Origin of the sequence: Pantoea sp. JZ2, from assembly GCF_035191405.1 — a bacterium.
GTDB lineage: Bacteria > Pseudomonadota > Gammaproteobacteria > Enterobacterales > Enterobacteriaceae > Pantoea > Pantoea stewartii.
In genome coordinates this window covers 3681676-3706992 of the sequence record NZ_CP045247.1, presented here as the reverse complement: position 1 = coordinate 3706992, position 25317 = coordinate 3681676, and the positions used below count along the sequence as shown (strand labels likewise).

Annotated in this window: 21 protein-coding genes; 14 read left to right on the top strand and 7 right to left on the bottom strand. The window is 56.5% G+C overall.

Features of this window, described 5'->3' with window-relative positions:
- The first annotated feature begins 71 nt into the window (after positions 1–71).
- Complete coding sequence (mak, locus tag GC087_RS18000) at positions 72–977, top strand: fructokinase (protein ID WP_033738617.1); 906 nt, start codon at positions 72–74, stop codon at positions 975–977.
- Between the two features lie 132 nt (positions 978–1109).
- On the opposite strand, the gene GC087_RS17995 is transcribed toward mak, so the two are convergent.
- The 3 genes from GC087_RS17995 to sbcD are packed head-to-tail and all read right to left on the bottom strand — an operon-like array spanning position 1110 to position 6353.
- On the bottom strand, positions 1110–1475 hold the full coding sequence (locus tag GC087_RS17995) for a cell envelope integrity TolA family protein (RefSeq protein WP_033738618.1): 366 nt from the start codon (positions 1473–1475) through the stop codon (positions 1110–1112).
- Between the two features lie 10 nt (positions 1476–1485).
- A complete protein-coding gene (locus tag GC087_RS17990) occupies positions 1486–5160 on the bottom strand; it encodes an SbcC/MukB-like Walker B domain-containing protein (RefSeq protein ID WP_324028951.1) in 3675 nt (1224 codons plus the stop codon).
- Complete coding sequence (sbcD, locus tag GC087_RS17985) at positions 5157–6353, bottom strand: exonuclease subunit SbcD (RefSeq protein WP_324028949.1); 1197 nt, start codon at positions 6351–6353, stop codon at positions 5157–5159. Before sbcD ends, GC087_RS17990 begins: the two co-directional genes overlap by 4 nt.
- 197 nt (positions 6354–6550) lie before the next feature.
- Between sbcD and phoB the strand changes: the two genes are divergently transcribed.
- From phoB to proY, 6 genes are all read left to right on the top strand, one after another.
- Positions 6551–7240 carry a phosphate response regulator transcription factor PhoB gene (gene phoB / locus GC087_RS17980; protein WP_014606457.1) on the top strand — a complete coding sequence of 230 codons (690 nt, stop codon included), beginning with the start codon at positions 6551–6553 and terminating at the stop codon, positions 7238–7240.
- Positions 7241–7254: 14 nt separating this feature from the next.
- Positions 7255–8574, top strand: a complete 1320-nt coding sequence (phoR, locus tag GC087_RS17975; protein ID WP_033738623.1) for a phosphate regulon sensor histidine kinase PhoR — start codon at positions 7255–7257, stop codon at positions 8572–8574.
- Between the two features lie 13 nt (positions 8575–8587).
- The gene (locus tag GC087_RS17970; protein WP_324028947.1) at positions 8588–9508 is read left to right on the top strand and encodes a PstS family phosphate ABC transporter substrate-binding protein; all 921 of its coding nucleotides are present in this window, start codon (positions 8588–8590) and stop codon (positions 9506–9508) included.
- A 279-nt stretch (positions 9509–9787) separates the two neighbouring features.
- Positions 9788–10891, top strand: a complete 1104-nt coding sequence (locus tag GC087_RS17965) for a cobalamin-independent methionine synthase II family protein (protein WP_324028945.1) — start codon at positions 9788–9790, stop codon at positions 10889–10891.
- Between the two features lie 390 nt (positions 10892–11281).
- Positions 11282–12601: a branched-chain amino acid transport system II carrier protein gene (gene brnQ, locus GC087_RS17960; RefSeq protein WP_006117572.1), complete on the top strand. Its 1320-nt coding sequence runs from the start codon at positions 11282–11284 to the stop codon at positions 12599–12601.
- Between the two features lie 70 nt (positions 12602–12671).
- Positions 12672–14024, top strand: coding sequence for a proline-specific permease ProY (gene proY, locus GC087_RS17955; RefSeq protein WP_324028944.1), 1353 nt, complete (start codon positions 12672–12674; stop codon positions 14022–14024).
- Between the two features lie 167 nt (positions 14025–14191).
- Here the strand turns inward: proY and GC087_RS17950 are convergent, their stop codons facing one another.
- The 3 genes from GC087_RS17950 to GC087_RS17940 all read right to left on the bottom strand — a co-directional run bounded on the left by GC087_RS17950 (position 14192) and on the right by GC087_RS17940 (position 17077).
- On the bottom strand, positions 14192–15478 hold the full coding sequence (locus GC087_RS17950; RefSeq protein ID WP_324028942.1) for a histidine-type phosphatase: 1287 nt from the start codon (positions 15476–15478) through the stop codon (positions 14192–14194).
- On the bottom strand, positions 15478–16293 hold the full coding sequence (locus GC087_RS17945) for an inositol monophosphatase family protein (protein WP_133745046.1): 816 nt from the start codon (positions 16291–16293) through the stop codon (positions 15478–15480). The genes GC087_RS17950 and GC087_RS17945 overlap by 1 nt, the downstream gene beginning before the upstream one ends.
- A 202-nt stretch (positions 16294–16495) precedes the next feature.
- On the bottom strand, positions 16496–17077 hold the full coding sequence (locus GC087_RS17940) for an acyl carrier protein phosphodiesterase (protein WP_324028941.1): 582 nt from the start codon (positions 17075–17077) through the stop codon (positions 16496–16498).
- A 101-nt stretch (positions 17078–17178) separates the two neighbouring features.
- Here GC087_RS17940 and queA point away from each other — a divergent pair, with 101 nt between their 5' ends.
- The 5 genes from queA to secF are packed head-to-tail and all read left to right on the top strand — an operon-like array spanning position 17179 to position 22626.
- Positions 17179–18249 (top strand): tRNA preQ1(34) S-adenosylmethionine ribosyltransferase-isomerase QueA, encoded by a 1071-nt coding sequence (gene queA, locus GC087_RS17935; RefSeq protein ID WP_006117567.1) that lies wholly within the window; start codon positions 17179–17181, stop codon positions 18247–18249.
- A gap of 44 nt (positions 18250–18293) precedes the next feature.
- Entirely contained in the window at positions 18294–19442 is a 1149-nt protein-coding gene (gene tgt / locus GC087_RS17930; RefSeq protein ID WP_006117994.1) for a tRNA guanosine(34) transglycosylase Tgt, read from the top strand.
- On the top strand, positions 19442–19774 hold the full coding sequence (gene yajC, locus GC087_RS17925) for a preprotein translocase subunit YajC (protein ID WP_006117993.1): 333 nt from the start codon (positions 19442–19444) through the stop codon (positions 19772–19774). Before tgt ends, yajC begins: the two co-directional genes overlap by 1 nt.
- 25 nt (positions 19775–19799) lie before the next feature.
- Positions 19800–21647 carry a protein translocase subunit SecD gene (secD, locus tag GC087_RS17920; protein ID WP_072021736.1) on the top strand — a complete coding sequence of 616 codons (1848 nt, stop codon included), beginning with the start codon at positions 19800–19802 and terminating at the stop codon, positions 21645–21647.
- A 10-nt stretch (positions 21648–21657) separates the two neighbouring features.
- Positions 21658–22626, top strand: coding sequence for a protein translocase subunit SecF (gene secF / locus GC087_RS17915; protein WP_006117989.1), 969 nt, complete (start codon positions 21658–21660; stop codon positions 22624–22626).
- Positions 22627–22677: 51 nt separating this feature from the next.
- Here secF and GC087_RS17910 read toward each other — a convergent pair whose 3' ends face one another.
- Positions 22678–23226, bottom strand: coding sequence for a SadB/YajI family lipoprotein (locus GC087_RS17910; RefSeq protein WP_033738787.1), 549 nt, complete (start codon positions 23224–23226; stop codon positions 22678–22680).
- A 458-nt stretch (positions 23227–23684) separates the two neighbouring features.
- Between GC087_RS17910 and nrdR the strand changes: the two genes are divergently transcribed.
- Positions 23685–24134: a transcriptional regulator NrdR gene (gene nrdR, locus GC087_RS17905; RefSeq protein WP_006117986.1), complete on the top strand. Its 450-nt coding sequence runs from the start codon at positions 23685–23687 to the stop codon at positions 24132–24134.
- A gap of 3 nt (positions 24135–24137) precedes the next feature.
- Positions 24138–25241, top strand: a complete 1104-nt coding sequence (gene ribD, locus GC087_RS17900) for a bifunctional diaminohydroxyphosphoribosylaminopyrimidine deaminase/5-amino-6-(5-phosphoribosylamino)uracil reductase RibD (RefSeq protein ID WP_058701155.1) — start codon at positions 24138–24140, stop codon at positions 25239–25241.
- Positions 25242–25317 lie beyond the last annotated feature (76 nt).

Here is a 25317-nt window from a genome sequence, read left to right as displayed (position 1 = left end):
GCGGTTTCATTGCCTTTAAAGGCATCGCCTTTTAGTGTAAGAATCCCCTAACGAATAATGAGGAATAAACCGTGCGCATCGGCATTGATTTGGGCGGCACCAAAACAGAAGTGATTGCGTTGTCCAGCGAGGGAAGCGAGCTGTTTCGCCATCGTGTTTCCACGCCCCGAAACGACTATGCCGCTACGGTACAGGCTATTGTCGATCTGGTGCGTCTGGCGGAAGAAAAGACCGGACAGACGGGCACGGTAGGCCTCGGTATTCCCGGCACGCTTTCGCCCTACACGCAGCGGGTAAAAAACGCGAACTCAACCTGGCTTAACGGACAGCCGCTGGACAAGGATCTGGCGCACGCGCTGAATCGTGACGTCCGCATTGCCAACGACGCGAACTGTCTGGCCGTATCCGAAGCCGTTGACGGCGCGGGTGCCGGTAAGCCGCTGGTCTTTGGAGTGATTATTGGCACCGGTTCGGGGGCGGGCGTGGCGATAAACGGCGAATCCCGTATCGGTGGCAATGGTAATGCGGGCGAATGGGGCCACAATCCGCTGCCGTGGATGGACGAAGATGAACTGCGCTATCGCGCTGAAGTGCCCTGTTATTGCGGGCTACAGGGCTGTATTGAAACCTTTGTCTCGGGCACCGGCTTTGCCACTGATTATCAGCGTTTGAGCGGCGTTGCACGCAAAGGTGCCGAGATTGTTCACCTGCTGGCACAGCAGGATCCGGTGGCGGAACTGGCTATGAGCCGCTACGAAATGCGCCTGGCCAAATCGCTGGCCCAGGTGGTTAACCTGATCGATCCGGATGTGATTGTTCTGGGCGGCGGCATGAGCAACGTGGATCGTCTGTACCAGACCGTCCCCACACTGATGAAAAAATGGGTATTTGGCGGCGAATGTGAAACGCCGGTACTGAAAGCCGTACACGGGGATTCGAGCGGTGTTCGCGGAGCCGCCTGGCTCTGGCCTGAGTAATCCGTTGTGGACGGTGAACCGCCAGTTTTCAGGCTTGATCACCGTCAGGCTGCACCGCCGGTTCAGGACTTTCCGAAAGGGCGCATCTGCATTTACGTTCAGGCCGCGATGGCGCGAGCTGCCGCGTTATGGTTACGGGGCAAAAGCAAATACCCATTGCCGGGGCGCGCCCTGAGGCGGAAGGGGCATATCACGCGCGCTACTCACGCTCTGCCAGGCGCTCAGGCATAACGATTCATTTCCTTCTGTGCGCATGACGTTATAGCGGCCGTCCGCGCGGCGTTGTGCCGTCACCAGGCAGCGCTGGCCTGCGTAACGTTGCGCGTGATGAAAATTGCGCATCACCACGGCATTCACCTGCGCGATATAGTGGTCGACGGCCTGGCACTGAGTCTGCGTCATGTTCGGCGCGCAGTGCCTGGCATCAGCGCCGTGCGGCTGGCTGCAGCCTGCTAAAAGCAGCAGGGCAACCGCGAAAATACCGGTCCATCTCAACATGGTTAACCTCTTACTGGCCGGGGATGTCAAGGGTGCTGTAACCCAGGCCATTCATTTTGCGTACCTTAATCTGAACGGGAATGCGCTCTTTCATGGCTTCAACATGGCTGATGACGCCAATGGTTTTGCCACTGGCGTTAAGCGCATCCAGGGCATCCAGAGCGGTGTCCAGCGTTTCGGCATCCAGCGTACCAAAGCCCTCATCCAGAAATAACGACTCAATGCGGGTTTTATGGCTGACGAGGTCAGACAGTGCCAGCGCCAGCGCCAGGCTCACCAGGAAACTTTCTCCGCCGGACAGCGTGCGCGTATCGCGGGCGCTGTCGGCCTGCCAGGTATCCACCACATCCAGTTCCAGCACATCGCTGGCACGTCGCTGTAAAAGGTAGCGACCGTGCAGGCGATCTAACTGACGGTTGGCCAGGGCCACCAGGTGATCGAGCGTAAGTCCCTGGGCAAAGCGCCGGAATTTATCGCCCGTTGCCGAGCCAATAAGATCGTTAAGCAAGGTCCATTGCGCTAACGCCGTCTCATCCTGCGCAATACGCGCCAGCAGCGTTTGCTGCTGGTTTCGCAGGCTGGCATCGCTGTCTAACTGCTGCTGTACCTGGCCCTGCTGGTTTGCATTTTCACGCAGGGACTGCTGTAAGCGCGCCAGTTCTGCCGCCAGCACGTCCGGTGAATCCGGCATCAAAGCCGGTTTTTGCTGCTGATGTGCCGCCAGCCGCTGCTGCAGTTCTGCCAGGCGTGCCTGCTGGTGCAGACGGTGCTGGTCAATCTGCTGAAGCTGCTGACGCAGTTGCTGCGCCGCCTGTTCATCCAGCAATGCCGCGCGCAGGTGCGTTTCATCAGCGAATTCGGCCGCCGCCAGCGCGGCGCTGAAGCGTTGTTCTGCTTCCGTGACGCGCCCGGACAGGCTCTGCAGTTGGCTTTCCAGCAGCGTCAACTGGCCATTAAGACGGCTGACCTCTGCCTGTGACTGATGCAGTGCGTTGCGCTGCTGCGTAAGTTGCGCCTCGTGCTGATCGACGAGCGCCTGCATCTGCTGGCGCGCCTGAGCCACATCGCGATCGCCAAACAGGGCCTGACGCTGCTGCTGTTTTTCACGCGCCTGCTGCTGTAACGCGGTGAGCTGCTGCCGCTGCTGATCCAGGCGTTGCTGCTCAAGCTGTAACTGCTGTTGCAGCGCGTCAGCCTGTGTTTCCGCCCGTGCAAGTTGCGGCTGCAGCTTAGCAAGCAACCGCTCACTCTCTTGCCAGCGCTGCCAGCGCTCTTGTTGGGTTGCCAGCCAGCTGTCGCGCGCCGTACGTTCAGGTAAAGATAACGCCACGTCGCTGAACTGCTGTGCCAGCGCGGCTTCAAGCTGCTGGCCGTTTTCTGCGGCCTGACGCTGCTGTTGCTGTAACGCCTGAAGCGCCTGGTGCTGGCTTTCCAGTTGCTGCTGAGTCAACAGTAGCGTTTGCTGATGCTGTTGTAATGTCTGGTGCTGCCGCAGGTGGTGATCTTTGGCCGCCAGCACCGCGCGCTCGGCTTGCTCCAGTGCGTCAAGCCGGGCCGTAAGCGTCTGCTCGTGGCGATTTTGCGCCTGCTGCCACGCGATTCTTGCATCCGTATCTGTCAGCGGGAAGGTGAGCGCCAGCTCACTGCTCAGTTCCTGCCATTGTTGAGAAAGGGCATCAAGTTGTTGGGTCAGACCCGTGATTTCTTCACGCAGGGATTGCTGTTGAGCCTGTAGCTGCTTTATCTGCTCCTTCTTTGCCGTCCCGGTTTCACTCAACGCGTCTACCTGTTTTTGCAGCTCGGCTTTACGTTGTTGGTTAGCACTAACTTCCAGAGCACGATAGGTTTCGACCGCAGGATGCTCGCAGGCACCGCACAACGGGCAGGGCTGCCCGGCTTCAAGCCGGGCGCGGTACTGTTCCAGGTCAGCAATCTGGCTTTCGAGCTGGCAAATTTTCTCTACGTCGCTGAGCTGCTGTTTTTCCCGTCGCCAGGCTTCTCTTAACGTCAGCAGTGCGCTTTCAGCCTGCTGCTGAGCCGTCTCAAGTTCATGCAGGCGTTTTTCGTACTGCGTGCGCTGCTGATGCAGGGGTTGCCACTGCGCGGCCACTATCGTCAGCGCATGGCGCGCCTCGCGCTGTTGCTGATGCTGGCTCAGTGCCTGACGTAAGGCTTCAGGTGGATGCGCGTTCTGAAGGGAAGTTAGTGCTTGCTCAGCCTGAGATAAGGACTGCTGCGCCTGCTGTGCGGCCTGATCCAGTGGCGTGAGTTGCTGTGCCAGCTGCTCAATATCCCCCTGGCGCTGATGAATGTGGCGCTGTTGCTGCTGTATCTGCTGATCCAGCTCAGCCTGTGCCGCTTCATAGCGGGTCAGTTGGGCAAAACGCTCTTTCCAGATCGGAAGGTGTTCACCCCATTGCGGCATGTCAGCTAACTGCTCACGTAGGGCATGCTGTTGGGCAATCGTCTCTTGCAGGTGGCGCACCTGGCGGGCTTCGCTGTGTAACGCGGCTTCGCGCTGAGCGCAGTGTTGCTGTTGCCGTTCGGCATTCTGCTGTAGCTGCTGAATGTGCTCGTATAAGGCAGAGAGAGACTGATCAAGCGGAATGACCTGCCCGGTCAACAGCGTTTCCTGCTGCTGCTGTTGCTGTCGGCACTGTTCGTGCGCCGTGTCCGTTTCCGCATAGCGTTGTTGCAACACATGATGCGCCTGTGTGGCCGTGTGCATCTGTTGGCTGAGCTGCTGCTGACGTTCCCGCATCGCGTTGCGTTCGGCCAGCAGACTGTCACGTTGCTGCAACGGACCGCGCAGTTTCTCCGCCGGTTCACTGCGCGCCAGATGTTGACGATCCGGCTCTGCAGCCTGACTGGTGTGCTCTGCCGCAGCGAGGGCCGCGGTTGCCTGCTCTGTATCCGCAATAGCCTGCTGATGCTGTTGCTGCCACTGTTGCTGCGCCTGCGCCACGGCAAGCGCGGCAGTCAGCTGTTGTTCAGCGTCGCTGAGGGCCTTTTTTTGCTGGTGCAGTGCAGTACGGGTTGCCTCATCAAGCAGCGCCATGCCGCCTGCCCGACTGCGTAACAGTTCCAGCGCCGTTTTGGCCGCTTTGTGGCGTTCGAACACGGCCATGGACAGACGACCATAAATTTCGGTTCCGGTCAGTTCTTCCAGCAGTTCTGCCCGCTCATTGGCTTTGGCGTTAAGAAACGCCGCAAACTGGCCTTGCGACAGCATCATTGAGCGGGTGAAGCGCGCAAAATCCAGCCCGCTCAGCGTTTCCGTAAGTTTGAGCTTATCGCTCACTTTATCTGCCACAATCTGATTATCGGCGCAGCGTGCCAGCTCAACGCGGGGAGCCTGCAGTTTACCGTCAGCGGTGCCGCGCGCGCGGTTCTGACTCCAGAATGCCCGCCAGGCCTCTCCTTTAATTTCAAACTCGACCTCCGCCAGGCACTCGGCACAGTCGCGTGTCATCAGGGGGTTATGCCCCTGAGAGATGCCGCCCAGGCGCGGCGTCTGGTGATACAGTGCCAGACAGATGGCGTCCAGCAGCGTGGTTTTACCGGCGCCCGTCGCGCCGGTAATCGCAAACAGCCCGTTGCTGGCAAACGGCTCGGTGCGGAAATCGATAAACCACTCACCTTTGAGCGCGTTAAGATTTTTGAAGCGCAGCGTCAGAATTTTCATGGCTGTTCCTCCAGATCCGCCAGCGTCTGTTTAAACCGCAGGGTGGTCTGGGCAATCTGATCTGCGTCCAGCGCGTCATCCAGCGCCAGTCGTCGGGCAAACACTTCTTCCACATTCAGTTCGCTCAGGGTTTCTTTATCCAGCTGTGCCAGACTGTGCTGGCGCTGTTCACGGCTGCGGCGCAGCAGCAAAACGTCTACGGGCAGGGAAGCTGTCAGCGCTTCTACCTGACGCTGCAAATCACTTAAATATTCCTGCGTGGTCACTTCAATATCCAGCCAGACAGGTTTGGTCCCGTCGGGCGCAGAAAACTGGCTGAGCTGCCGGGTGATTTGCGCCAGCGAGCCTTTCAGGACCTGCATCGGCTGGAACAGGGGAATGGTCAGGGGCGTGACCGCCAGGCCCGTCGGGCTGAAATCCAGCAGGAACACACTTTTTTCGCTACCCAGTTCATCGAAGCTGAGCGGAATCGGCGAACCGCTGTAGCGAATATGATCGCTGTCGGCCACGCGCTGCGCACGATGAATATGCCCCAGCGCGATATAATCCGCAGGCGGAAAGGCCGAGGCCGGAAAGGCATCCAGTGTACCAATATAGATATCGCGCACTGAGTCGCTTTTGCTGACGCCGAGGGCGGTGAGGTGGCCGGTCGCGACGATGGGAAGCGCCAGATTCAGCGCCTGCGCGGCAGCAAAACTGCGCTGATAATGGGCGGTAATGGCCTCCAGCAGGCTGCGCTGTTTATCGCGTCCTGACTGGCCGGCCTGGCTGCGCACAATATCGCGTGGCCGCAGATAAGGAATGGCGCACAGCAGCGCGCCCGGTTCGCCCTGACGCGTCGTTAACATCAGCACATCGTCCCCGTCCTGCGGCGTGGTAATCACGCGGGTATTCAGGCAGGCGAGCAGTTCACGCGACTCGTTCAGCGTCGCCACCGAATCGTGATTCCCGGCCAGCACCACCAGCTGACAGCCGCTGGGTTGTAACGCCACCACAAAGCGGTTGAACATTTCACGTGCATAGCTGGGCGGTGTGCCGGTATCAAATAAATCACCCGCCACAATCAGCGCATCCACCTGATGCTCTTCAATCCGGGCCAGCAGCCAGTCCAGAAAGGCCTGATGCTCAGCGGCCCGGCTTTTGTTGTAAAAGAACTGCCCCAGGTGCCAGTCCGCGGTATGGATAATGCGCATAACACTCCCTGCCATAACAAATCGCCCGGCGATTATACTGGCTCCATCACTAAAGCCACAAAACATGTCGTCATGTTGTCATAAATGGTTGTTGCAGGCCGGTTTTTATGGCTAACTTTTTCATAAAAGTGTCACAAAACTGACGCATAATGGCGCCGCAAATATCAGTGAAAGCCGTCCTACCTGCAGGAGTCATAATGGCTAAGCGCATTTTAGTTGTGGAAGATGAAGCTCCAATCCGTGAGATGTTATGTTTCGTTCTGGAACAAAATGATTATCAGCCGATTGAGGCAGAAGATTATGACAGCGCCGTCAGTAAGCTGATTGAACCCTGGCCTGATCTTATCCTGCTGGACTGGATGTTACCTGGCGGCAGCGGCATTCAGTTTATCAAACACCTTAAACGTGAAGCGATGACGCGTGATATTCCGGTCATGATGCTGACCGCACGTGGCGAAGAGGAAGATCGCGTGCGTGGACTGGAAGTCGGGGCCGACGACTACATTACCAAACCGTTTTCCCCGAAAGAGCTGATGGCCCGTATCAAAGCTGTGATGCGTCGCATTTCGCCGATGGCGGTCGAAGATGTAATTGAAATGCAGGGCCTGAGCCTGGATCCCTCCTCGCACCGGGTGATGTCGGAAACCACGCCGCTGGAGATGGGGCCGACAGAGTACAAGCTGCTCCACTTCTTTATGACCCATCCTGAACGTGTTTACAGCCGTGAACAGCTACTGAATCACGTCTGGGGCACCAACGTCTATGTTGAAGATCGTACAGTTGACGTGCATATTCGCCGTCTGCGCAAAGCGCTGGAACTGACCGGTCACGATCGCATGGTACAAACCGTCCGCGGAACAGGTTATCGTTTCTCTGCCCGCTTTTAAACGGAGCTTTAACCGTGCTGGAGCGCCTCTCCTGGAAGCGATTATTGTCCGAACTGGTGCTGGCGTGTTTGCCTGCGCTGGTACTCGGCCTGTTGTTCGGCTATCTGCCGTGGCTGTTGTTACTCAGCGTAGTCGGTATTTTACTGTGGCATTTTTATAACCTGATGCGGCTGTCGCACTGGCTGTGGCTGGATCGCACGATGACCCCGCCTTCCGGTCAGGCAAGCTGGGAACCGCTGTTTTACGGTCTGTATCAAATGCAGCTGCGCAACCGACGTCGGCGGCGTGAGCTGGGTCATCTGATCAAACGGTTTCGCAGTGGTGCAGAGTCGCTGCCGGATGCCGTTATCCTGACAACGGAAGAGGGCACCATCTTCTGGTGCAATGGCCTGGCACAGCAGCACCTCGGGCTGCGCTGGCCCGAAGATAACGGGCAAAATATCCTTAATCTGCTGCGCTATCCTGAATTTTCACGTTATCTGCGCCAGCGCGATTTCGACAAGCCGCTGACGCTGGTGCTGAATAACCAGCATCACATGGAATTTCGTGTTATGCCCTACAGCGAAGGCCAGTGGTTGATGGTGGCCCGCGACGTAACGCAAATGCACCAGCTGGAAGGTGCACGACGCAACTTCTTCGCCAACGTCAGTCACGAACTTCGCACGCCGCTGACGGTGCTTCAGGGTTATCTGGAGATGATGAATGACTCGGTCATGAATCAACGTTCGCGTGACAAAGCGTTGCACACCATGTCAGAACAAACCCGCCGAATGGACAGCCTGGTGAAGCAGCTTCTGACGCTGTCGCGTATTGAGGCGGCCCCGGTCATCAATATGAAAGAAAAAGTTGATGTGCCGGTCATGTTGAAACTGCTGCAACATGAAGCGGAAACGCTGAGCGGCGGGCGACATCAAATCCATTTTCACACCGATCCGCATCTGAAAGTGTTTGGCAATGACGAGCAATTGCGCAGTGCCATCTCCAACCTGGTCTACAACGCGGTCAACCATACGCCAGACGGCACACGAATTGATATCAGTTGGTTACGCAGCAAGCAGGGCGCGGTATTTAAGGTCTGCGATAACGGTCCCGGTATTCCCGCTGAGCATATTCCGCGCCTGACCGAACGCTTTTATCGTGTAGACAAAGCACGTTCACGTGCGACCGGCGGCAGCGGGCTGGGGCTGGCTATCGTCAAACATGCGTTGAGTCACCATAATGCCCGGCTGGAGATCACCAGCATCCCGCATCAGGAAACCTGTTTTACATTTACCCTGGCGCCAAGGTTGATTGTCAGTAACGGGATGCAGGAGAATGCCGTTCATCAATCGTGAACGGACCGGAACGATGCGCGCTTTTCTCTTGGTGTTCTTTTCGCTGTTGCCAGCCCTCGGGCAGGCGCAGCCCGTCATGCTGTCCGGAAATCTCAGTAGCGCCGGCTCCGACACGCTCGGCTACCTGATGACGTTATGGGGAGATGACTTTAGCCGTCAGGCGCCTGGCGTGAACGTTCAGGTTCAGGCTTCGGGGTCGTCTACTGCGCCCACTGCGTTGACCGCCGGGGCCGTTCAACTGGGCGCGATGAGTCGTCCGATGCAGGCTGATGAGCGCCAGGCCTTTGAGGCGCGCTATGGCTATCCGCCGCTGGCCGTGCCGGTGGCAATGGATGCGCTGGTCGTGGTGGTCAATCAACGTAACCCGCTGCGTGAAATCGATCCGCGTCAGCTCGATGCGGTTTTTTCCATCACCCGGCTTTGCGGCGCGCATCAGGTTCCACAACGCTGGGGTGACCTGGGACTGCGCCAGACAGAATGGCAGCAGCGTCCCATCCTGCGCTATGGCCGTAACTCCGCCTCGGGAACATGGGGCTTTTTCAAACAGCAGGCGCTGTGTCAGGGCGATTTCCGCAATGACGTGGCCGAGTTTCCCGGTTCTGCCGCCGTGGTACAGGCCGTAGCCGGTAATCCCCGCAGCATCGGCTATGCCAGTTTTGGTTTCCATCTGAGCGGCGTCAGGTTGCTGCCTGTGGTGACCAAAAACGGCGACGCGGTGGCACCGGATCCAGAGACTATCCGTACCGGCCGCTATCCATGGTCGCGTCCGCTTTATCTCTATGTGAATAAAGCGCCAGGTAAACCTTTACCGCCACTGGTCGATGCCTTTTTACGACAGGTGCTTTCCAGTCAGGGTCAACAGCGCGTCAGCGAGGCCGGGTATTTGCCGCTCTCTGCGGCGCAGATTGCTCAGGCTCGCGCTTCGCTCGAATAACGTCCACCTGCCCGTCAACAGACGCCGGTAGCGTCACCGTGAAACAGCCTGCCTCCGGACCCGTAAGCCCGATCAGGCTGTCTGTCCTGCGGCCGCTGACAGAAAAGCCGACGGCGAAAATGCAACATGAATTTTTTTCAGGCGACGTGAATTTTATTCGTTTGCCGCTGAGAGAACAGCATGTCACTCTGCATTTAGACGTTTAGCCATCCAGAAGGCTAAAATAACATTATGTAACTATTCCCGGCCGAAATTATCTGGCCGTGACAAGGAGTGATCATGCAAAGACAAACCGTCCCGTTTCGTGCCGACACCGTTGGCAGCTTTCTTCGTCCTGCCGCGATCAAACAGGCTCGCGAAAAATACCAGGCGGGGGAAATGAGCGCTGACGAGTTGCGTGAGGTTGAAAACGAAGCCATCCGTGATGTGGTGGCAAAACAGCGTGAAAACGGCCTCAAAGTGGTCACGGATGGGGAATTCCGTCGCGGCTGGTGGCATTTTGACTTTTTCTACGGCCTGAAAGGCGTGGAACATTTTGAAGCCGATCAGGGCATTCAGTTCAACGGCGTACAGACCAAAGCGCACGGTGTCAAAGTGACCGGCAAACTGGGGTTTGACGGGCATCCGATGCTGGATCATTTCCGCTTTTTGCAAGGCATTGCAGGGGATGCCGTGGCGAAAATGACGATTCCCAGTCCCAGCGTGCTGCATTTCCGTGGCGGACGTAAAGTGATCGACGCGGAGGTGTATCCCGATCTAGATGTGTACTTTGACGATCTGGCACAGACTTACAAAGACGCAATCGCCGCCTTTTATGCGGCAGGCTGCCGCTATCTGCAACTGGATGATACGGTGTGGGCGTACCTGTGCTCGGACGAGCAAAAGCGTGAGATCCGCGAGCGCGGTGACGATCCCGAGCAGCTGGCCCGAACCTACGCCCGCGTGCTGAATAAAGCGCTGGAGGATAAACCGGCCGATCTGACCGTCGGTCTGCATGTCTGCCGCGGCAATTTCCGTTCGACCTGGATTTCAGAAGGCGGCTATGAACCTGTGGCCGAAATCCTGTTTGGCACTGTTAATGTCGATGCGTTTTTCCTGGAATATGATAACCACCGTTCCGGCGGTTTCGAACCGCTGCGTTTTATCCGGCCGGGTCATCAGCAGGCGGTGCTTGGTTTAATTACCACCAAGGTCGGCGAACTCGAAGACGTGGATCAGGTAAAAGCACGTTTACAGGAGGCGACGCAGTACCTCAGCCTTGACCAGATCTGCCTTAGTCCACAGTGTGGCTTTGCCTCAACGGAAGAGGGGAACAGCCTGACCGAAGCGGAACAGTGGCAGAAGATTCGTCTGGTTGTGGATGTGGCGAATCAGGTCTGGTAAGCGTCAAAAGTGCGCAGTGTGGCGCAATGTATGCGCCACTTGTGCATAAAAAGACGTCAGCATGCTGGTATTTCCCATGGCCTGTTTATTATTAAGGCACATCATCTGATGTGCTTGCTGCTAATATTGATGTGATCCACTAATTTTGACTTAAATCACGAAATAAGCCTCTGGTTTTCCGATCTCGTATTGCCTTTCTTCGCTATAAACGTTTTACTTACGGCCGTTGTCGATTTATCCCTCTGTGAACAGAAAAAAAGCAGCTCAAATCACCTGCGCTAAACCGGACGCTGCGCATAATGCGCTGCTGTCGTCTGATCAGCCGTTGTCATAGCGCAGCGAGGGGGCAACGCAAACTTATCTTTCATCGCAACATCAGTGACAGGCCGTATGACACATCGTTTAACCGTTAAAGACATTCTCGCGCTGGGCTTTATGACGTTTGCCCTGTTTGTTGGTGCGGGTAACATTATCTTTCCTCCTATGGTCGGTATTCAGTCAGGCGAACATGTCTGGGTGGCCGCTTTAGGGTTTCTGCTTACCGCTGTGGGATTACCCGTCATCACCGTCATTGCGCTGGCGCGCGTCGGCGGCGGGATTGACGCGCTGAGCACACCGATTGGTAAAATTGCCGGGGTGGTTCTGGCCACTGTCTGCTATCTGGCGGTGGGGCCACTCTTTGCCACGCCGCGCACCGCCACGGTGTCGTTTGAAGTCGGGATCGCGCCGATCACCGGCGACGGTGCATTGCCGTTGTTTATCTACAGCCTGATCTACTTTGTGCTGGTGATGGGCATTTCGCTCTATCCCGGCAAACTGCTGGATACGGTCGGGCATATTCTGGCACCGCTGAAAATTGCCGCCCTGACGCTGCTCGGCGTTGCCGCCCTGCTGTGGCCCGCAGGCGGCACCATTCCGGCCACCGCCGACTACCAGCGCGCTGCGTTTTCCAGCGGTTTCGTGAACGGCTATCTCACGATGGATACGCTGGGTGCCCTGGTATTCGGGATTGTGATTGTGAATGCGGCCCGTTCACGCGGTATTGATAACGCGGCACTGTTAACCCGTTATACGGTACTGGCGGGGATTATCGCGGGTGTAGGGCTGACGCTGGTCTACCTGAGCCTGTTTAAACTGGGCGCAGGAAGCGGGGCGCTGGTCGATCAAAATGCTAACGGCGCCGCGATTCTGCATGCCTACGTACAGCACACCTTTGGCGATATGGGCAGCTTCTTCCTTGCCGCGCTGATTTTTATTGCCTGTATGGTGACAGCCGTGGGCCTGACCTGTGCCTGCGCCGAGTTTTTTGCCCAGTATCTGCCGTTGTCATACAAAACGCTGGTGTTTGTGCTGGGGCTGTTCTCCATGGTGGTTTCCAACCTGGGGCTGAGTCATCTGATCCAGATCTCGATTCCGGTGCTGACCGCCATTTATCCGCCGTGCATCGTACTGGTTGTGCTGAGTTTTACCCAGAATATCTGGAACAAAAGCAGCCGAATCATTGCTCCGACTATGCTTGTCAGCCTGCTGTTTGGTATCCTTGACGCAATCAAAACCACCGGGTTTAAAGAGGCGTTACCCGCATTCAGCCAGCATCTGCCATTAGCCGACCAGGGGCTTGCCTGGTTGCCGCCCTCACTGGTGATGTTGCTGCTTGTGGCGTTGGTTGATCGGTTAAAAGGGCCGGAACAGGTGACAGTTCACTCGTAACGGCTAAGATTGATTCTTCTTTAACCACGGGCTTGCCCGTGGTTTTTTCATTTCACAGGTACAGGTTGTTATGCAAAAAACCAACAAGCTCAAACGCGGACTGAGCACGCGCCACATCCGTTTTATGGCGCTGGGATCGGCGATTGGCACCGGGCTGTTTTATGGCTCGGCGGACGCCATCAGGATGGCAGGACCGAGCGTTCTGCTCGCCTATATTATCGGCGGCGCGGTGGCGTACATTATCATGCGCGCGCTGGGAGAAATGTCCGTTAATAATCCCCAGGCCAGCTCGTTTTCTCGTTACGCGCAGGATTATCTTGGACCAATGGCTGGGTATATCACCGGCTGGACGTACTGCTTTGAAATTCTGATTGTGGCCATCGCCGACGTCACGGCATTTGGTATTTATATGGGTGTCTGGTTCCCGGAGGTGCCGCACTGGATCTGGGTACTGAGCGTCGTGCTGATCATCGGTGCGGTCAATCTGATGAGCGTGAAGGTGTTCGGCGAAGTGGAGTTCTGGTTCTCCTTCTTCAAAGTCGCCACCATTATTGTGATGATTCTGGCCGGATTTGGCATGATCATCTGGGGCATCGGTAACGGTGGCCAGCCGACCGGCATTCACAACCTGTGGACCAACGGCGGCTTTTTTGCCCACGGGATCGTTGGCATGCTGCTGTCACTTCAGATGGTGATGTTTGCTTACGGCGGGATAGAAATTATTGGCATCACGGCCGGTGAAGCTAAGGATCCGGCGACCTCTATCCCACGCGCCATTAATTCCGTGCCGATGCGTATTCTGGTGTTTTACGTTGGTACGCTGTTTGTCATCATGTCCCTCTATCCATGGAATCAGGTGGGCACCAACGGTAGCCCGTTTGTGCTGACCTTCCAGCATCTGGGTATTGCCGCTGCCGCTTCTATCCTCAACTTTGTGGTACTGACGGCCTCCCTGTCCGCGATTAACAGCGATGTGTTCGGTGTCGGGCGTATGCTGCACGGTATGGCGCAGCAGGGCCATGCGCCTAAAGTGTTTACGAAGGTGTCAGCACGCGGGATTCCGTGGGTCACGGTGGTAGTTATGATGTTTGCCATGCTGATTGCGGTCTGGCTCAACTACCTGATGCCCGAGAAAGTGTTCCTGGTCATTGCCTCTCTGGCCACCTTTGCCACCGTCTGGGTCTGGATTATGATTCTGCTGTCCCAGATTGCGTTTCGCCGCAAAATTGGTAAAGCGGCAGCCCGTCAGCTGACATTTGCCCTCCCGGGCGGAAGCTGGACAGCCGGTTTCGGCGTAGCCTTTTTATGCTTTATCATCGGCCTGATCGGCTACTTTCCGGATACGCGCATCTCACTTTACGTGGGCATGGTGTGGATTGTGCTGTTGCTGCTGGGTTATAAGCTGGTGCGCAAGCCGTCCTGATTCCCGGCCGCGAAGGCGACTGACACGACGAAATAAAATCGGCGAAAGGATTCGCCGAAAACGTCACATAGCAAATGAAACAAACAGAGGGATGATTGACGAAACGATGCTAATGCAAAAGCGTACGTCGTTAAATAAGTTGCCGAAAAATAAGAGAAAGCCCACCGTTAACCCGACACGGGCGCTAATGCGTTCTGCGCGGGTAATATAAGGGATTCCGGAACGATCGCGCTGCGGTCCAGCTGTTGACCCAACGCGGCAATCGCATCCTGTAACGGGCACAGTGTACCCACGTCGGTGATATGGCAGCCGGCTTGCTGCCACTCCTGACGCAACAAAGGATGACGGTCATTAATGGGTTGTAACTGACGTAGCCCGTCCAGACTTTGTGCCTGAAAATAGACGCGCAGGTAGCGCTGATTGCTTTCCGTATCCCGCCAGCGCTCCATCACCAGGCTGCTTCCCGGCGGAATATTACCGCGCGTATAACCCGGCAGTTGCCATTCAAATCCCATCAGGCGGCGAACCATCGCGATATTCGTGTCATGGGCCACCAGCAGTACCCATCGTACATCGGGATCGTTCCCCTGAATGGCGTCGAGCACCCGCTGTAACAGAAGCGAGCCACGACGTTGCGCCATATAGAGCACATCATTGCTGAGATCATAACTGGCCGTCAGCAGGGGGAGCAGGGCGGTGATCTGTTGAGCGGAAGTGATGTGGCCCCACGCCAGCCTCGCGAACGGTAAGTTTTCGCTGTAGCCCAGGCGCAACGTCTCGACCATGGCGGCCAGCGTGCTTAAGCCTTCAACATAGACGCTGCCGCTTTTAGTCTGCTTTAACTGCCAGGGGCGATCAAAAAACGGGCACGCGCGGTTAGCCGGACAGACCGCCTGTTTAAGCGCCTGAATGGCGGGCTGGAGCTGCTGCTGTCGCTGTGCTAAATCGCCCGCCACACGCCGCTTTTCTTCCATCTCTCGCTGCGGATCGATGCGGGCAAAGGGCAGTTTTTCCGTCTGAAAAAGCGGATCGACGTCGCCCGTGACGGTATGCACCGCCACGCCGCAGCCGGGAAATGCGCCATCCACCAACGCTTCGGCAGTGGCGCGCGTTCGCTGAAGAGGGCTGGCGCGTACGTAGAGTGCTGTCGCGTCCGGACAACCCGCGGGAAGTAATCCCAACTGGCGATAGTGATCGCCTTCCCAGCGCGCTTTATTCACCACCGCACTGTAGCCATGGCCCGTCAGCTCGCCGTCCGCTGTACTCCACCGGGGCCAGGGCTGTCCGGTTGCTGCCTCGGTCTCCTGGCGGTTGCCCGGCGTCGGCGGGCGCACCCCGTGTCGGCTGAGTTCGACCACTTTCTCTAACTGGTATTCTGGCGCCGCGTAAAGCGACCCCGCCGCGAACCATAACGCACAGAGCGCGACTACGCGCAGGGGGCTACAGGCAGACATTATTCATCCTCCAGTTCCTGGGGCGCGAGAAGGGCTTTAATCTGTGGATAGATTACGGCATTCGCCAGCAAAACGGGATTGCCGTTTTTCAGGCCATCATTGCGCATGTAATCATTAGTGACGCCGCCCGCTTCCCGCATTAACACGATGCCCGGCAGGCTGTCCCAGGGATGCATATGGGCTTCGTAATAGCCAATCAGGCGACCGGCAGCGGCCCAGGCGCTGGTTAAGGCACCGGAGCCGATGCGAATGAACATCCCGCCTTGTTTGAGTAGCCCATCGATAAGCTGCGTAACCTTTTCTCCCGGCACCCGGCTGGAATTACTGATGCCCAACAGCCCTTCGTTGAGGTGACGGGCCTGATGAACCTCAAGCCGGGTCTCATTAAGCCAGGCGCCCTGGCCTTTGCGGGCGTGAAACAGCTCCTGATGATTGGGATCGCAAACCACGCCCACCACCGGTTCACCTTCGCAGACGATGGCCAGCGAAACGCACCAGTTATGCAGACCATTGACGAAGCAGGCGGTGCCATCAATCGGATCGATGACCCATAAAATGCGGGCCTCGCCTGTTTCTCCACCGCTCTCTTCACCTAATACCGCATCCTCGGGATAGCGTTCTGCAATCAGTGATTTAATTAATTCTTCAACGTTACGGTCAGCTTCACTGACCACGTCCTGAAGGTCCCTTTTATGTTCCACCACCAGTTTTTGACGCTGTTGATACCATGACAAGGCGCGGCTTGCGGCGGCACGGGCGATTTCGCAGGCGTAGCGATAGCGCGCGTCAATTTCAGAATGCGAAGCGGATGACATGTTTCCCTCTTATGATTTTAAAACACATCGAATACAGGAAGCGCCTGAACAGGCGGTCTGACAGTGAGAGTAGCGCAAAGCATAGTTAAGCAAGGCTTATTAAGCCGTAGTGCGCCAGTAATGGCAATATCGTCGGTGTACTGTTTGCGTGCTTTTTCAGCGTTATCAGGTAAGCCGCGTCTTACCTGATAAAGAGGGTGAATCACAGCTGCCGGCTGGCGGCCAACTGCATCAGGCGGGGATAAAACTGAAAGAAACAGGCTTCAAAGACCGGATAATGGGCGGTGAAGTCCTGGTAAGAGTCGCTGAGTGCCGCCAGCCTTGGCCGACGTCGGGCCATGCCATTCAGCACGCGTTCAAGGCGCAGGGGATCGGCGTAGTGTTCGAACCAGCGTTCTCGCCACATCACCGCGTTCAGTTCTTTAAATTCCTCGGGCGTGGCGGCCAGTTGCGGAACGATTTCACGCTCGGCACGGGCCGTAAACGCTTGCAGCGTTTGTGACGGATGAACGCGATCCCAGTGGCGCGCCAGAAAATGGTCCCAGATGACATCCAGCGTGATGGGGGCGACGCGATAGGTCTCTGCCCGGAAAAGCTGGCGTGCCGCGCGCACTTCCGGCAGGGCATCGGTCATTACGTCCAGGCGACGATGCATCAGAATGCCGTCGGCCACCGGTTCAGGCCAGTGTTGGTGCGGCGCGCCGCGAACGAAATCTGCCATCAGATTGCCCAGCAAAGAGCTGTTGGCAAGATGGGCTAAGTGAAGATGCGCAAGAAAATTCATGCGGCATTATAAGCGCAACTCCGTTTACGCAGCCAGTTGTTCAGAATTGTTCGGTTTTCCGCTAAACTGTGCCGCCTGTTTTTCTGAGTAAGAAGTCTGTCATGCGTGTCGCCGATTTTGCTTTTGATTTGCCTGAATCTCTTATCGCCCATTATCCCCAGGCGCAACGAAGTGGTTGCCGCCTGCTGTCGCTGGATGGCCCAACCGGCGCGCTCACTCACGGCGTGTTTACGGATGTGCTGGATAAGCTCCAGCCCGGAGATCTGCTGGTGTTTAACAACACGCGCGTTATCCCGGCCAGGGTGTTCGGACGTAAGGCAAGCGGCGGCAAAATTGAGATGCTGGTCGAGCGCATGCTTGATGACAAGCGCGTGCTGGCGCATGTTCGCGCATCGAAAGCGCCGAAGCCTGGCGCAGCGCTGCTGCTGGGTGACGACGAGAGCGTGAAAGCCACTATGGTGGCGCGGCACGATGCGTTGTTCGAGATCGCCTTTGATGATGACCGTGACGTACTGGACATTCTTAACCGCGTCGGCCATATGCCGCTGCCGCCGTACATTGACCGCCCGGATGAAGAGGCGGATCGTGAGCTTTATCAAACGGTTTACAGCGCCCGACCCGGTGCCGTCGCCGCGCCCACGGCGGGGCTGCATTTTGATGAGCCGCTGTTGCAGGCGCTCAAAGATAAAGGCGTGGAAATGGCCTTTGTCACGTTGCACGTTGGGGCGGGCACCTTCCAACCGGTGCGCGTCGAGACGATTGAAGATCACCACATGCACGCGGAGTACGCGGAAGTCCCGCAGGATGTGGTAGACGCGGTGCTGGCCTGTAAGGCGCGGGGGAATAAAGTGGTCGCCGTTGGCACCACCTCGGTACGTTCGCTGGAAAGCGCCGCCAAAGCCAGTCAGGATGCCCTGATTGCGCCGTTCTTCGACGATACCCAAATTTTTATCTATCCGGGCTACGAGTACCAGGTGATCGATGCATTAATCACCAACTTCCATTTGCCGGAATCAACCCTGATTATGCTGGTCTCGGCCTTCGCCGGTTACCAGCACACCATGGCTGCTTATCGCGCTGCGGTGGCAGAAGAATACCGTTTCTTCAGCTACGGCGACGCGATGTTTATCAGCAAAAACCCCCAGGCGCCGCTGGAAAAAGTGGGCGCCTGATCTGTTTACTTTGAACATCGGACTGTTTCTCCGATGGAGGTCTTGTGAAATTTGAGCTTGATACCACAGACGGTCGCGCGCGTCGCGGGCGTCTGATTTTTGATCGTGGCGTGGTCGAAACCCCGGCGTTTATGCCCGTGGGCACCTATGGCACCGTAAAAGGCATGACGCCGGAAGAAGTGCAGGATACCGGCGCGCAAATTATTCTGGGCAATACTTTCCACCTCTGGCTTCGTCCCGGTCAGGAAATCATGAAGCTGCATGGCGATCTGCATGATTTTATGCAGTGGAAAGGCCCTATCCTGACGGACTCCGGCGGTTTCCAGGTCTTCAGCCTGGGCGACATTCGTAAAATCACCGAAGCGGGCGTTCACTTCCGTAACCCGATCAATGGCGATCAGATTTTCCTCGATCCAGAAAAATCCATGGAAATTCAGTACGATCTGGGCTCCGATATCGTCATGATCTTCGATGAGTGCACGCCGTACCCGGCCGACTGGGATTATGCGAAACGCTCAATGGAGATGTCGTTACGCTGGGCGCAGCGCAGCCGTGACCGCTTTGACAGCCTGGGCAACAAGAACGCGCTGTTCGGTATTATTCAGGGCTCGGTTTACGAAGATTTACGTGATGTGTCTGTGAAAGGTCTGGTAGAGATTGGCTTTGATGGGTACGCTGTGGGCGGCCTGGCGGTCGGTGAGCCGAAAGAGGACATGCACCGCATCCTGGAGCATGTTTGTCCACAGATCCCTGAGGACAAACCGCGTTATTTAATGGGCGTGGGCAAACCAGAAGATCTGGTCGAAGGCGTGCGTCGCGGCGTGGACATGTTTGACTGTGTGATGCCAACGCGTAATGCACGTAATGGTCACTTATTTGTGACGGACGGCGTGGTAAAAATCCGCAATGCGAAGCATAAAGACGATGTGTCGCCGCTGGATGCCGAGTGTGATTGTTACACCTGTCGCAATTACAGCCGTGCTTACTTGCATCATCTTGATCGCTGTAACGAAATACTGGGCGCGCGTCTGAACACGATTCATAACCTGCGCTACTACCAGCGCCTGATGGCAGGTTTACGCCAGGCTATTGAAGAGGGTAAATTAGAGCGCTTTGTTACCGAGTTCTACCAACGGACGGGCAAAGCGGTTCCGCCTTTAACGTCTGATAATTCATCAATGAGGGAAATTTAATGAGTTTTTTCATTTCTGACGCTGTGGCTGCAGCAGGCGCACCGTCTCAGGGAAGTCCGTATTCTCTGGTGATCATGCTGGTCGTCTTTGGCCTGATTTTTTACTTCATGATCCTGCGCCCTCAGCAGAAACGCGCAAAAGAGCACAAGAAGCTGATGGATTCTATCTCCAAAGGTGATGAAGTGCTGACGAATGGTGGCCTGGTGGGGCGCGTAACCAAAGTGGCAGAAACCGGCTACATTGCGATTGCGCTAAACGACACTACCGAAGTGGTTATTAAACGTGATTTCGTGGCTGCCGTCCTGCCGAAAGGTTCTATGAAGGCGCTGTAATTTTTACTTCCCTAAGGGAACTGCCGTGTTAAATCGTTATCCTTTGTGGAAGTACATAATGCTGGTCGTGGTGCTTGTCATTGGCCTGGTATATGCACTTCCCAACCTTTATGGTGAGGATCCGGCTGTTCAAATCACTGGCGCGCGCGGAAGCGCCGCCAGTGAGCAAACGTTGGATCAAATTCAGAACGTATTAAAACAAGATAATATTCAGGCGAAGTCTGTTGCCCTGGAAAACGGGGCGATTACGGCGCGTTTTTCTAACACGGATGTGCAGTTGCGCGCCCGTGAAGCGATCATGAAAGCGCTGGGCGAAAACTATGTTGTGGCGCTGAATCTGGCTCCCGCAACGCCGCGCTGGCTTACCCTGCTGGCGGCGCAGCCAATGAAACTTGGCCTCGATCTGCGCGGTGGCGTGCACTTCCTGATGGAAGTGGATATGGACACTGCCCTGAGCAAACTGCAAGAGCAGAATGCGGACAGCCTGCGCAGCGACCTGCGCGAAAAGAATATCCCTTATACCAACGTCAGCAAGATTGCTAACTACGGCGTGGAAATCCGTTTCCGTGACGCAGCCAGCCGTGACGCTGCCGTGAAGTGGCTGTCATCCCGTCATCAGGATCTGGTGATCAGCAACAGCGGTAACGATGCTCTGCGAGCCACCATGACCGATGCTCGCCTCAGCGAAGCGCGCGAATATGCCGTTCAGCAGAACATCACTATCCTGCGTAATCGTGTGAACCAACTGGGTGTCGCGGAGCCGCTGGTGCAACGTCAGGGTTCTGACCGCATCGTGGTAGAACTGCCAGGTATTCAGGACACGGCGCGCGCCAAAGAAATTCTGGGCGCAACCGCGACGCTGGAGTTCCGTCTGGTCAATACCAGCGTTGATCCGACCGCCGCCGCCAATGGTCGCGTGCCGGGGGATTCCGAGGTCAAAGACATGCGTGACGGCCAGCCTGTCGTGCTGTACAAACGCGTGATTCTGACCGGTGACCACATTACCGATTCGACCTCCAGCATGGACGAATACAACCAGCCTCAGGTGAATATTTCACTCGATGGCGCGGGCGGTAATATCATGTCGAACTTCACCAAGGACAACATCGGTAAACCGATGGCGACCCTGTTTGTGGAGTACAAAGACAGCGGTAAGAAAGATGCGAATGGTCGCGCCATTCTGGTGAAACAGGAAGAGGTGATTAACGTCGCCAACATCCAGTCACGCCTGGGCAACAGCTTCCGCATCACCGGTATCAGCAACCCGAACGAAGCACGTCAGCTGTCACTGCTGCTGCGCGCCGGGGCCTTGATTGCGCCTATCCAGATTGTGGAAGAGCGGACAATCGGTCCGACAATGGGTCAGCAGAACATTACTCAGGGGCTGGAAGCCTGCCTGTGGGGCCTGGTCGCCTCCATCCTGTTTATGGTGCTGTACTACAAGAAAGTGGGCCTGATTGCGACCAGCGCACTGCTGGCAAACCTGGTGCTGATTGTCGGCATTATGTCGCTGTTACCGGGGGCCACGCTGACCATGCCAGGCATCGCCGGTATTGTGCTGACGCTGGCGGTGGCAGTCGATGCAAACGTCCTGATCAATGAACGTATCAAAGAAGAACTGCGCAACGGGCGTTCCGTACAGCAGGCAATTCATGAGGGCTACAAAGGTGCCTTCTCCAGTATTGTCGATGCGAACGTGACGACCCTGATTAAGGTGGTGATTCTGTATGCAATTGGTACGGGCTCCATTAAGGGCTTTGCGATTACAACGGCTATCGGTATTGCGACCTCCATGTTCACATCGATCGTCGGAACCCGCGCCATTATCAACCTGATGTACGGTGGCAAGCGCGTTAAGAAGCTGTCTATCTGAGGAGTGCGTTGTGGCACAGGAATATAACATTGAGCAGTTAAACCACGGCCGTAAAGTCGTTGACTTTATGCGCTGGGATACGCTGGCATTCATCATTTCGGGACTGTTAATCATCATCTCGATTGCCATTGTTGGCGTACGCGGTTTTAACTGGGGGCTCGATTTCACCGGCGGTACGGTCATTGAGATCAATCTGGAGAAACCGGCCGATCTCGACGCCATCCGCGGTGCGCTGGTGAAGTCCGGGTTCCAGGAACCGTTGATCCAGAATTTCGGTAGCAGCCGCGATGTGATGGTGCGCATGCCGCCGGTCACCGGGCCTGCGGGAACCGAGCTGGGTAATAAAGTGGTAACGGTTATCAACCAGACGACGCAGCAAAACGCGACGGTCAAACGTATCGAGTTTGTCGGACCGAGCGTGGGCAGCGATCTGGCGCAGGCCGGGGCGTTAGCCCTGCTGTCGGCACTGATTGCGATTCTGATTTATATCGGTATTCGCTTTGAGTGGCGTCTGGCACTGGGTACGGTTTTGGCGCTGGCGCATGACGTCATTATCACCTGTGGACTGCTGTCGCTGTTCCGGGTCGAGATTGACCTTACGATTGTGGCCTCGCTGATGTCGGTCATCGGTTACTCGCTGAACGATAAAATCGTGGTCTCGGACCGTATTCGTGAGAACTTCCGCAAGATCCGTCGCGGCTCCTCTTATGACATTACGAACGTGTCCCTGACGCAGACGTTAAGCCGTACCCTGATCACCTCGCTGACTACGCTGGCGATGATCCTGATCCTCTTCATCTTTGGTGGTGCGCTGCTGAAAGGCTTCTCACTGACCATGCTGATTGGTGTCACCATCGGTACCGTTTCGTCGATCTACGTTTCTTCAGCGCTGGCGCTGAAGCTGGGCATGAAACGCGAACATATGCTGGTACAGAAAGTGGAGAAAGAGGGCGCCGATCAGCCTTCGATCCTGCCGTAGTATTGGTACGATAAAAAAAGCCGCCAGCGTAATCTGGCGGCTTTTTTGTTTTCAGGGCCTGGACGTATCCGCGATCACCTGGTGAATTCGAACATAACCCAGTTGCTCCGGCGTCACATCCTTTAACCGTAATGGTACGGTGACCGAACTGCGTGGCGTCAGTGAAGCGGGAACGCTGAGGGTTTGCGTCAGGCTGTCGGCCTCAAGTGGCTTACCGGTTGCGGGATCGAGCTGGCCCCAGACTACTGTCACATGCAGTCCGGGCAGCGGTGAATTGTCTTGTGTGCGAAGCGTCAGGTCAGCATGCGTACCGCCGGCCTCGGCCTCAATGCGTGCGAGCGACAGGCGCAGCGTGCCAACCTGCGTTTGAAGTGCCACGGGCGTGTTTGCCTGCGGCAACAGCCATGCGCCCTGCTGTGAATGGGCGTTCAGCTGTCCCTGAATTTCAACCGCACTTGCCTGGCTGGTGAGTTGCTGCATCTGCTGATTAAGCTGACTGACTTCCCGGTGCAGTTGTTTCACCTGCGGCTGGGCTGGGGTGCTGCAACCACTTAGCAGAACCAGTGACAGGGCCGCGGGTGCCCAAACCATCCTGTTCATCATGTTTTTTTATCCTTTATTCAAATGACGTAATAATTGCCCCTTGTCGCGGGACCCATCAGCATCCGCTTATGGCGTTGAAGCCTGAACTGAAATCACGCCGATTACCTTAAGTGTGCTCTGAAATTGCCTTTCCCTGAGCGATAAAATGCCGTAGCCGCTGGCGTGCCGATTTCACCTCGCGTTACGCGTAATGATGCAAGGTGAAACAGGTTGATATCGGGCATCCGGCCAGCGCGGTGGCGCAGGTATCCGGTGATGCAGTACCCCGGATCGGCACGAACGTGGCTACGTTCTCCGCTTTTTGCCCTGAGCGCTTTAAGCGTAGCGGGTTTTACGCGGGCGGGCATTTCCCATCCGGTCTGTGAAGCGGATGGGGTAAAACACGGGAATCGATTTTGTTGACTTGCAGTTCGCGCTACACTGTACGGCCCATTTATCTCGTGTCAGGAAACGTCATGCATTGCCCATTCTGCTCCGCTGTAGACACAAAAGTGATTGATTCTCGTCTGGTCAGTGAGGGTTCGTCAGTGCGGCGCCGTCGTCAGTGTCTGGTGTGCCATGAGCGATTTACTACGTTTGAAGTCGCTGAGCTGGTCATGCCACGCGTGGTGAAAAGCAACGATGTGCGTGAACCTTTCAATGAAGACAAACTTGCCAGCGGCATGATGAAAGCGCTGGAGAAACGTCCGGTCAGTGCGGATGCCGTAGAGAGTGCGGTAAGCCATATCAAAACACAGTTGCGTGCGACGGGTGAACGTGAAATTCCCAGCAAGCTGATCGGTAACCTGGTCATGGACGAGCTAAAAAAACTCGATAAAGTGGCCTATATTCGCTTTGCATCTGTTTATCGCAGCTTTGAGGACGTGCGTGATTTTGGCGAAGAGATTGCCAGATTACAGGATTAAATCATGACCGATGAACGTTATATGGCGCGCGCGCTGGAACTGGCGCGGCGCGGACGTTTTACTACCATGCCAAACCCCAATGTCGGTTGCGTCATTGTACGCGATGGTGACATTGTTGGCGAAGGCTGGCACCAGCGCGCCGGAGAACCGCATGCGGAAGTGCATGCCCTGCGCATGGCCGGTGCGCGTGCGCGTGGGGCGACAGCCTATGTGACGCTGGAGCCATGCAGTCATCACGGGCGCACGCCGCCGTGTTGCGACGCGCTTATTGAGGCCGGTGTAAAACGCGTCGTGGCCGCGATGCAGGACCCCAATCCGCAGGTCGCCGGACGAGGATTACATCGACTGCAGCAGGCGGGCATTGAAGTCAGCCACGGACTGATGATGCAGGAAGCGGAAGCCCTGAACAGGGGATTCCTGAAACGCATGCGGACCGGCTTCCCCTGGATACAGCTTAAACTGGGGGCATCACTGGATGGCCGCACCGCCATGGCGAGTGGCGAAAGCCAGTGGATCACCTCGCCGGCTGCCCGACGCGATGTCCAGCGTTTGCGAGCGCAGAGCGCCGCCATTCTCAGCAGCAGCGCAACGGTGCTGGCCGACGATCCTTCCCTGACCGTACGCTGGGCTGAACTGGACAGCGACAGTCAGCGCCTGGTTGATGCGCAGACCTTACGCCAGCCGGTACGCGTCATCGTCGACAGCCAGAATCGCGTAACACCGCAGCACAAACTTATAGAACAATTGGGCGAAACCTGGCTGATGCGACAGCAGGCCGACACTCAGCGCTGGCCTGACTCGGTGACGCAAATTCCGGTTCCTTTACGCGACACCCAACTGGATTTAGTGGCGCTGATGATGGTGCTGGGCCAGCGCCAGATTAACAGCGTCTGGGTTGAAGCCGGTGCCACGCTGGCAGGGGCACTGCTTCAGGCCGGTCTGGTTGACGAACTCATTGTGTATGTGGCACCGAAATTACTGGGTAATGACGCGCGCGGTTTGTGTCAGCTTACGGGTCTGACGCAGTTGGCTGACGCGCCGGTTTTTGCCTTCAGCGACGTGCGTCAGGTCGGCAGCGATCTCCGTCTGACCCTGATACCGCAATAACAGAGGCGGAAAAGCGAGAGCACGCCGCCAAAGAGTATGTTAGAATTCGCCCCCCTGCGCGGGGCTAAACAAACCC

What these genes read in the sequence shown, in the direction of transcription:
- GC087_RS17995 (WP_033738618.1), bottom strand. Translation starts at nt 1,475, where the DNA reads ATGTTGAGATGGACCGGTATTTTCGCGGTTGCCCTGCTGCTTTTAGCA.
- GC087_RS17990 (WP_324028951.1), bottom strand. Translation starts at nt 5,160, where the DNA reads ATGAAAATTCTGACGCTGCGCTTCAAAAATCTTAACGCGCTCAAAGGT.
- sbcD (WP_324028949.1), bottom strand. Translation starts at nt 6,353, where the DNA reads ATGCGCATTATCCATACCGCGGACTGGCACCTGGGGCAGTTCTTTTAC.
- phoB (WP_014606457.1), top strand. Translation starts at nt 6,551, where the DNA reads ATGGCTAAGCGCATTTTAGTTGTGGAAGATGAAGCTCCAATCCGTGAG.
- GC087_RS17970 (WP_324028947.1), top strand. Translation starts at nt 8,588, where the DNA reads ATGCGCGCTTTTCTCTTGGTGTTCTTTTCGCTGTTGCCAGCCCTCGGG.
- GC087_RS17965 (WP_324028945.1), top strand. Translation starts at nt 9,788, where the DNA reads ATGCAAAGACAAACCGTCCCGTTTCGTGCCGACACCGTTGGCAGCTTT.
- brnQ (WP_006117572.1), top strand. Translation starts at nt 11,282, where the DNA reads ATGACACATCGTTTAACCGTTAAAGACATTCTCGCGCTGGGCTTTATG.
- proY (WP_324028944.1), top strand. Translation starts at nt 12,672, where the DNA reads ATGCAAAAAACCAACAAGCTCAAACGCGGACTGAGCACGCGCCACATC.
- GC087_RS17950 (WP_324028942.1), bottom strand. Translation starts at nt 15,478, where the DNA reads ATGTCTGCCTGTAGCCCCCTGCGCGTAGTCGCGCTCTGTGCGTTATGG.
- GC087_RS17945 (WP_133745046.1), bottom strand. Translation starts at nt 16,293, where the DNA reads ATGTCATCCGCTTCGCATTCTGAAATTGACGCGCGCTATCGCTACGCC.
- GC087_RS17940 (WP_324028941.1), bottom strand. Translation starts at nt 17,077, where the DNA reads ATGAATTTTCTTGCGCATCTTCACTTAGCCCATCTTGCCAACAGCTCT.
- queA (WP_006117567.1), top strand. Translation starts at nt 17,179, where the DNA reads ATGCGTGTCGCCGATTTTGCTTTTGATTTGCCTGAATCTCTTATCGCC.
- yajC (WP_006117993.1), top strand. Translation starts at nt 19,442, where the DNA reads ATGAGTTTTTTCATTTCTGACGCTGTGGCTGCAGCAGGCGCACCGTCT.
- GC087_RS17910 (WP_033738787.1), bottom strand. Translation starts at nt 23,226, where the DNA reads ATGAACAGGATGGTTTGGGCACCCGCGGCCCTGTCACTGGTTCTGCTA.
- nrdR (WP_006117986.1), top strand. Translation starts at nt 23,685, where the DNA reads ATGCATTGCCCATTCTGCTCCGCTGTAGACACAAAAGTGATTGATTCT.
- ribD (WP_058701155.1), top strand. Translation starts at nt 24,138, where the DNA reads ATGACCGATGAACGTTATATGGCGCGCGCGCTGGAACTGGCGCGGCGC.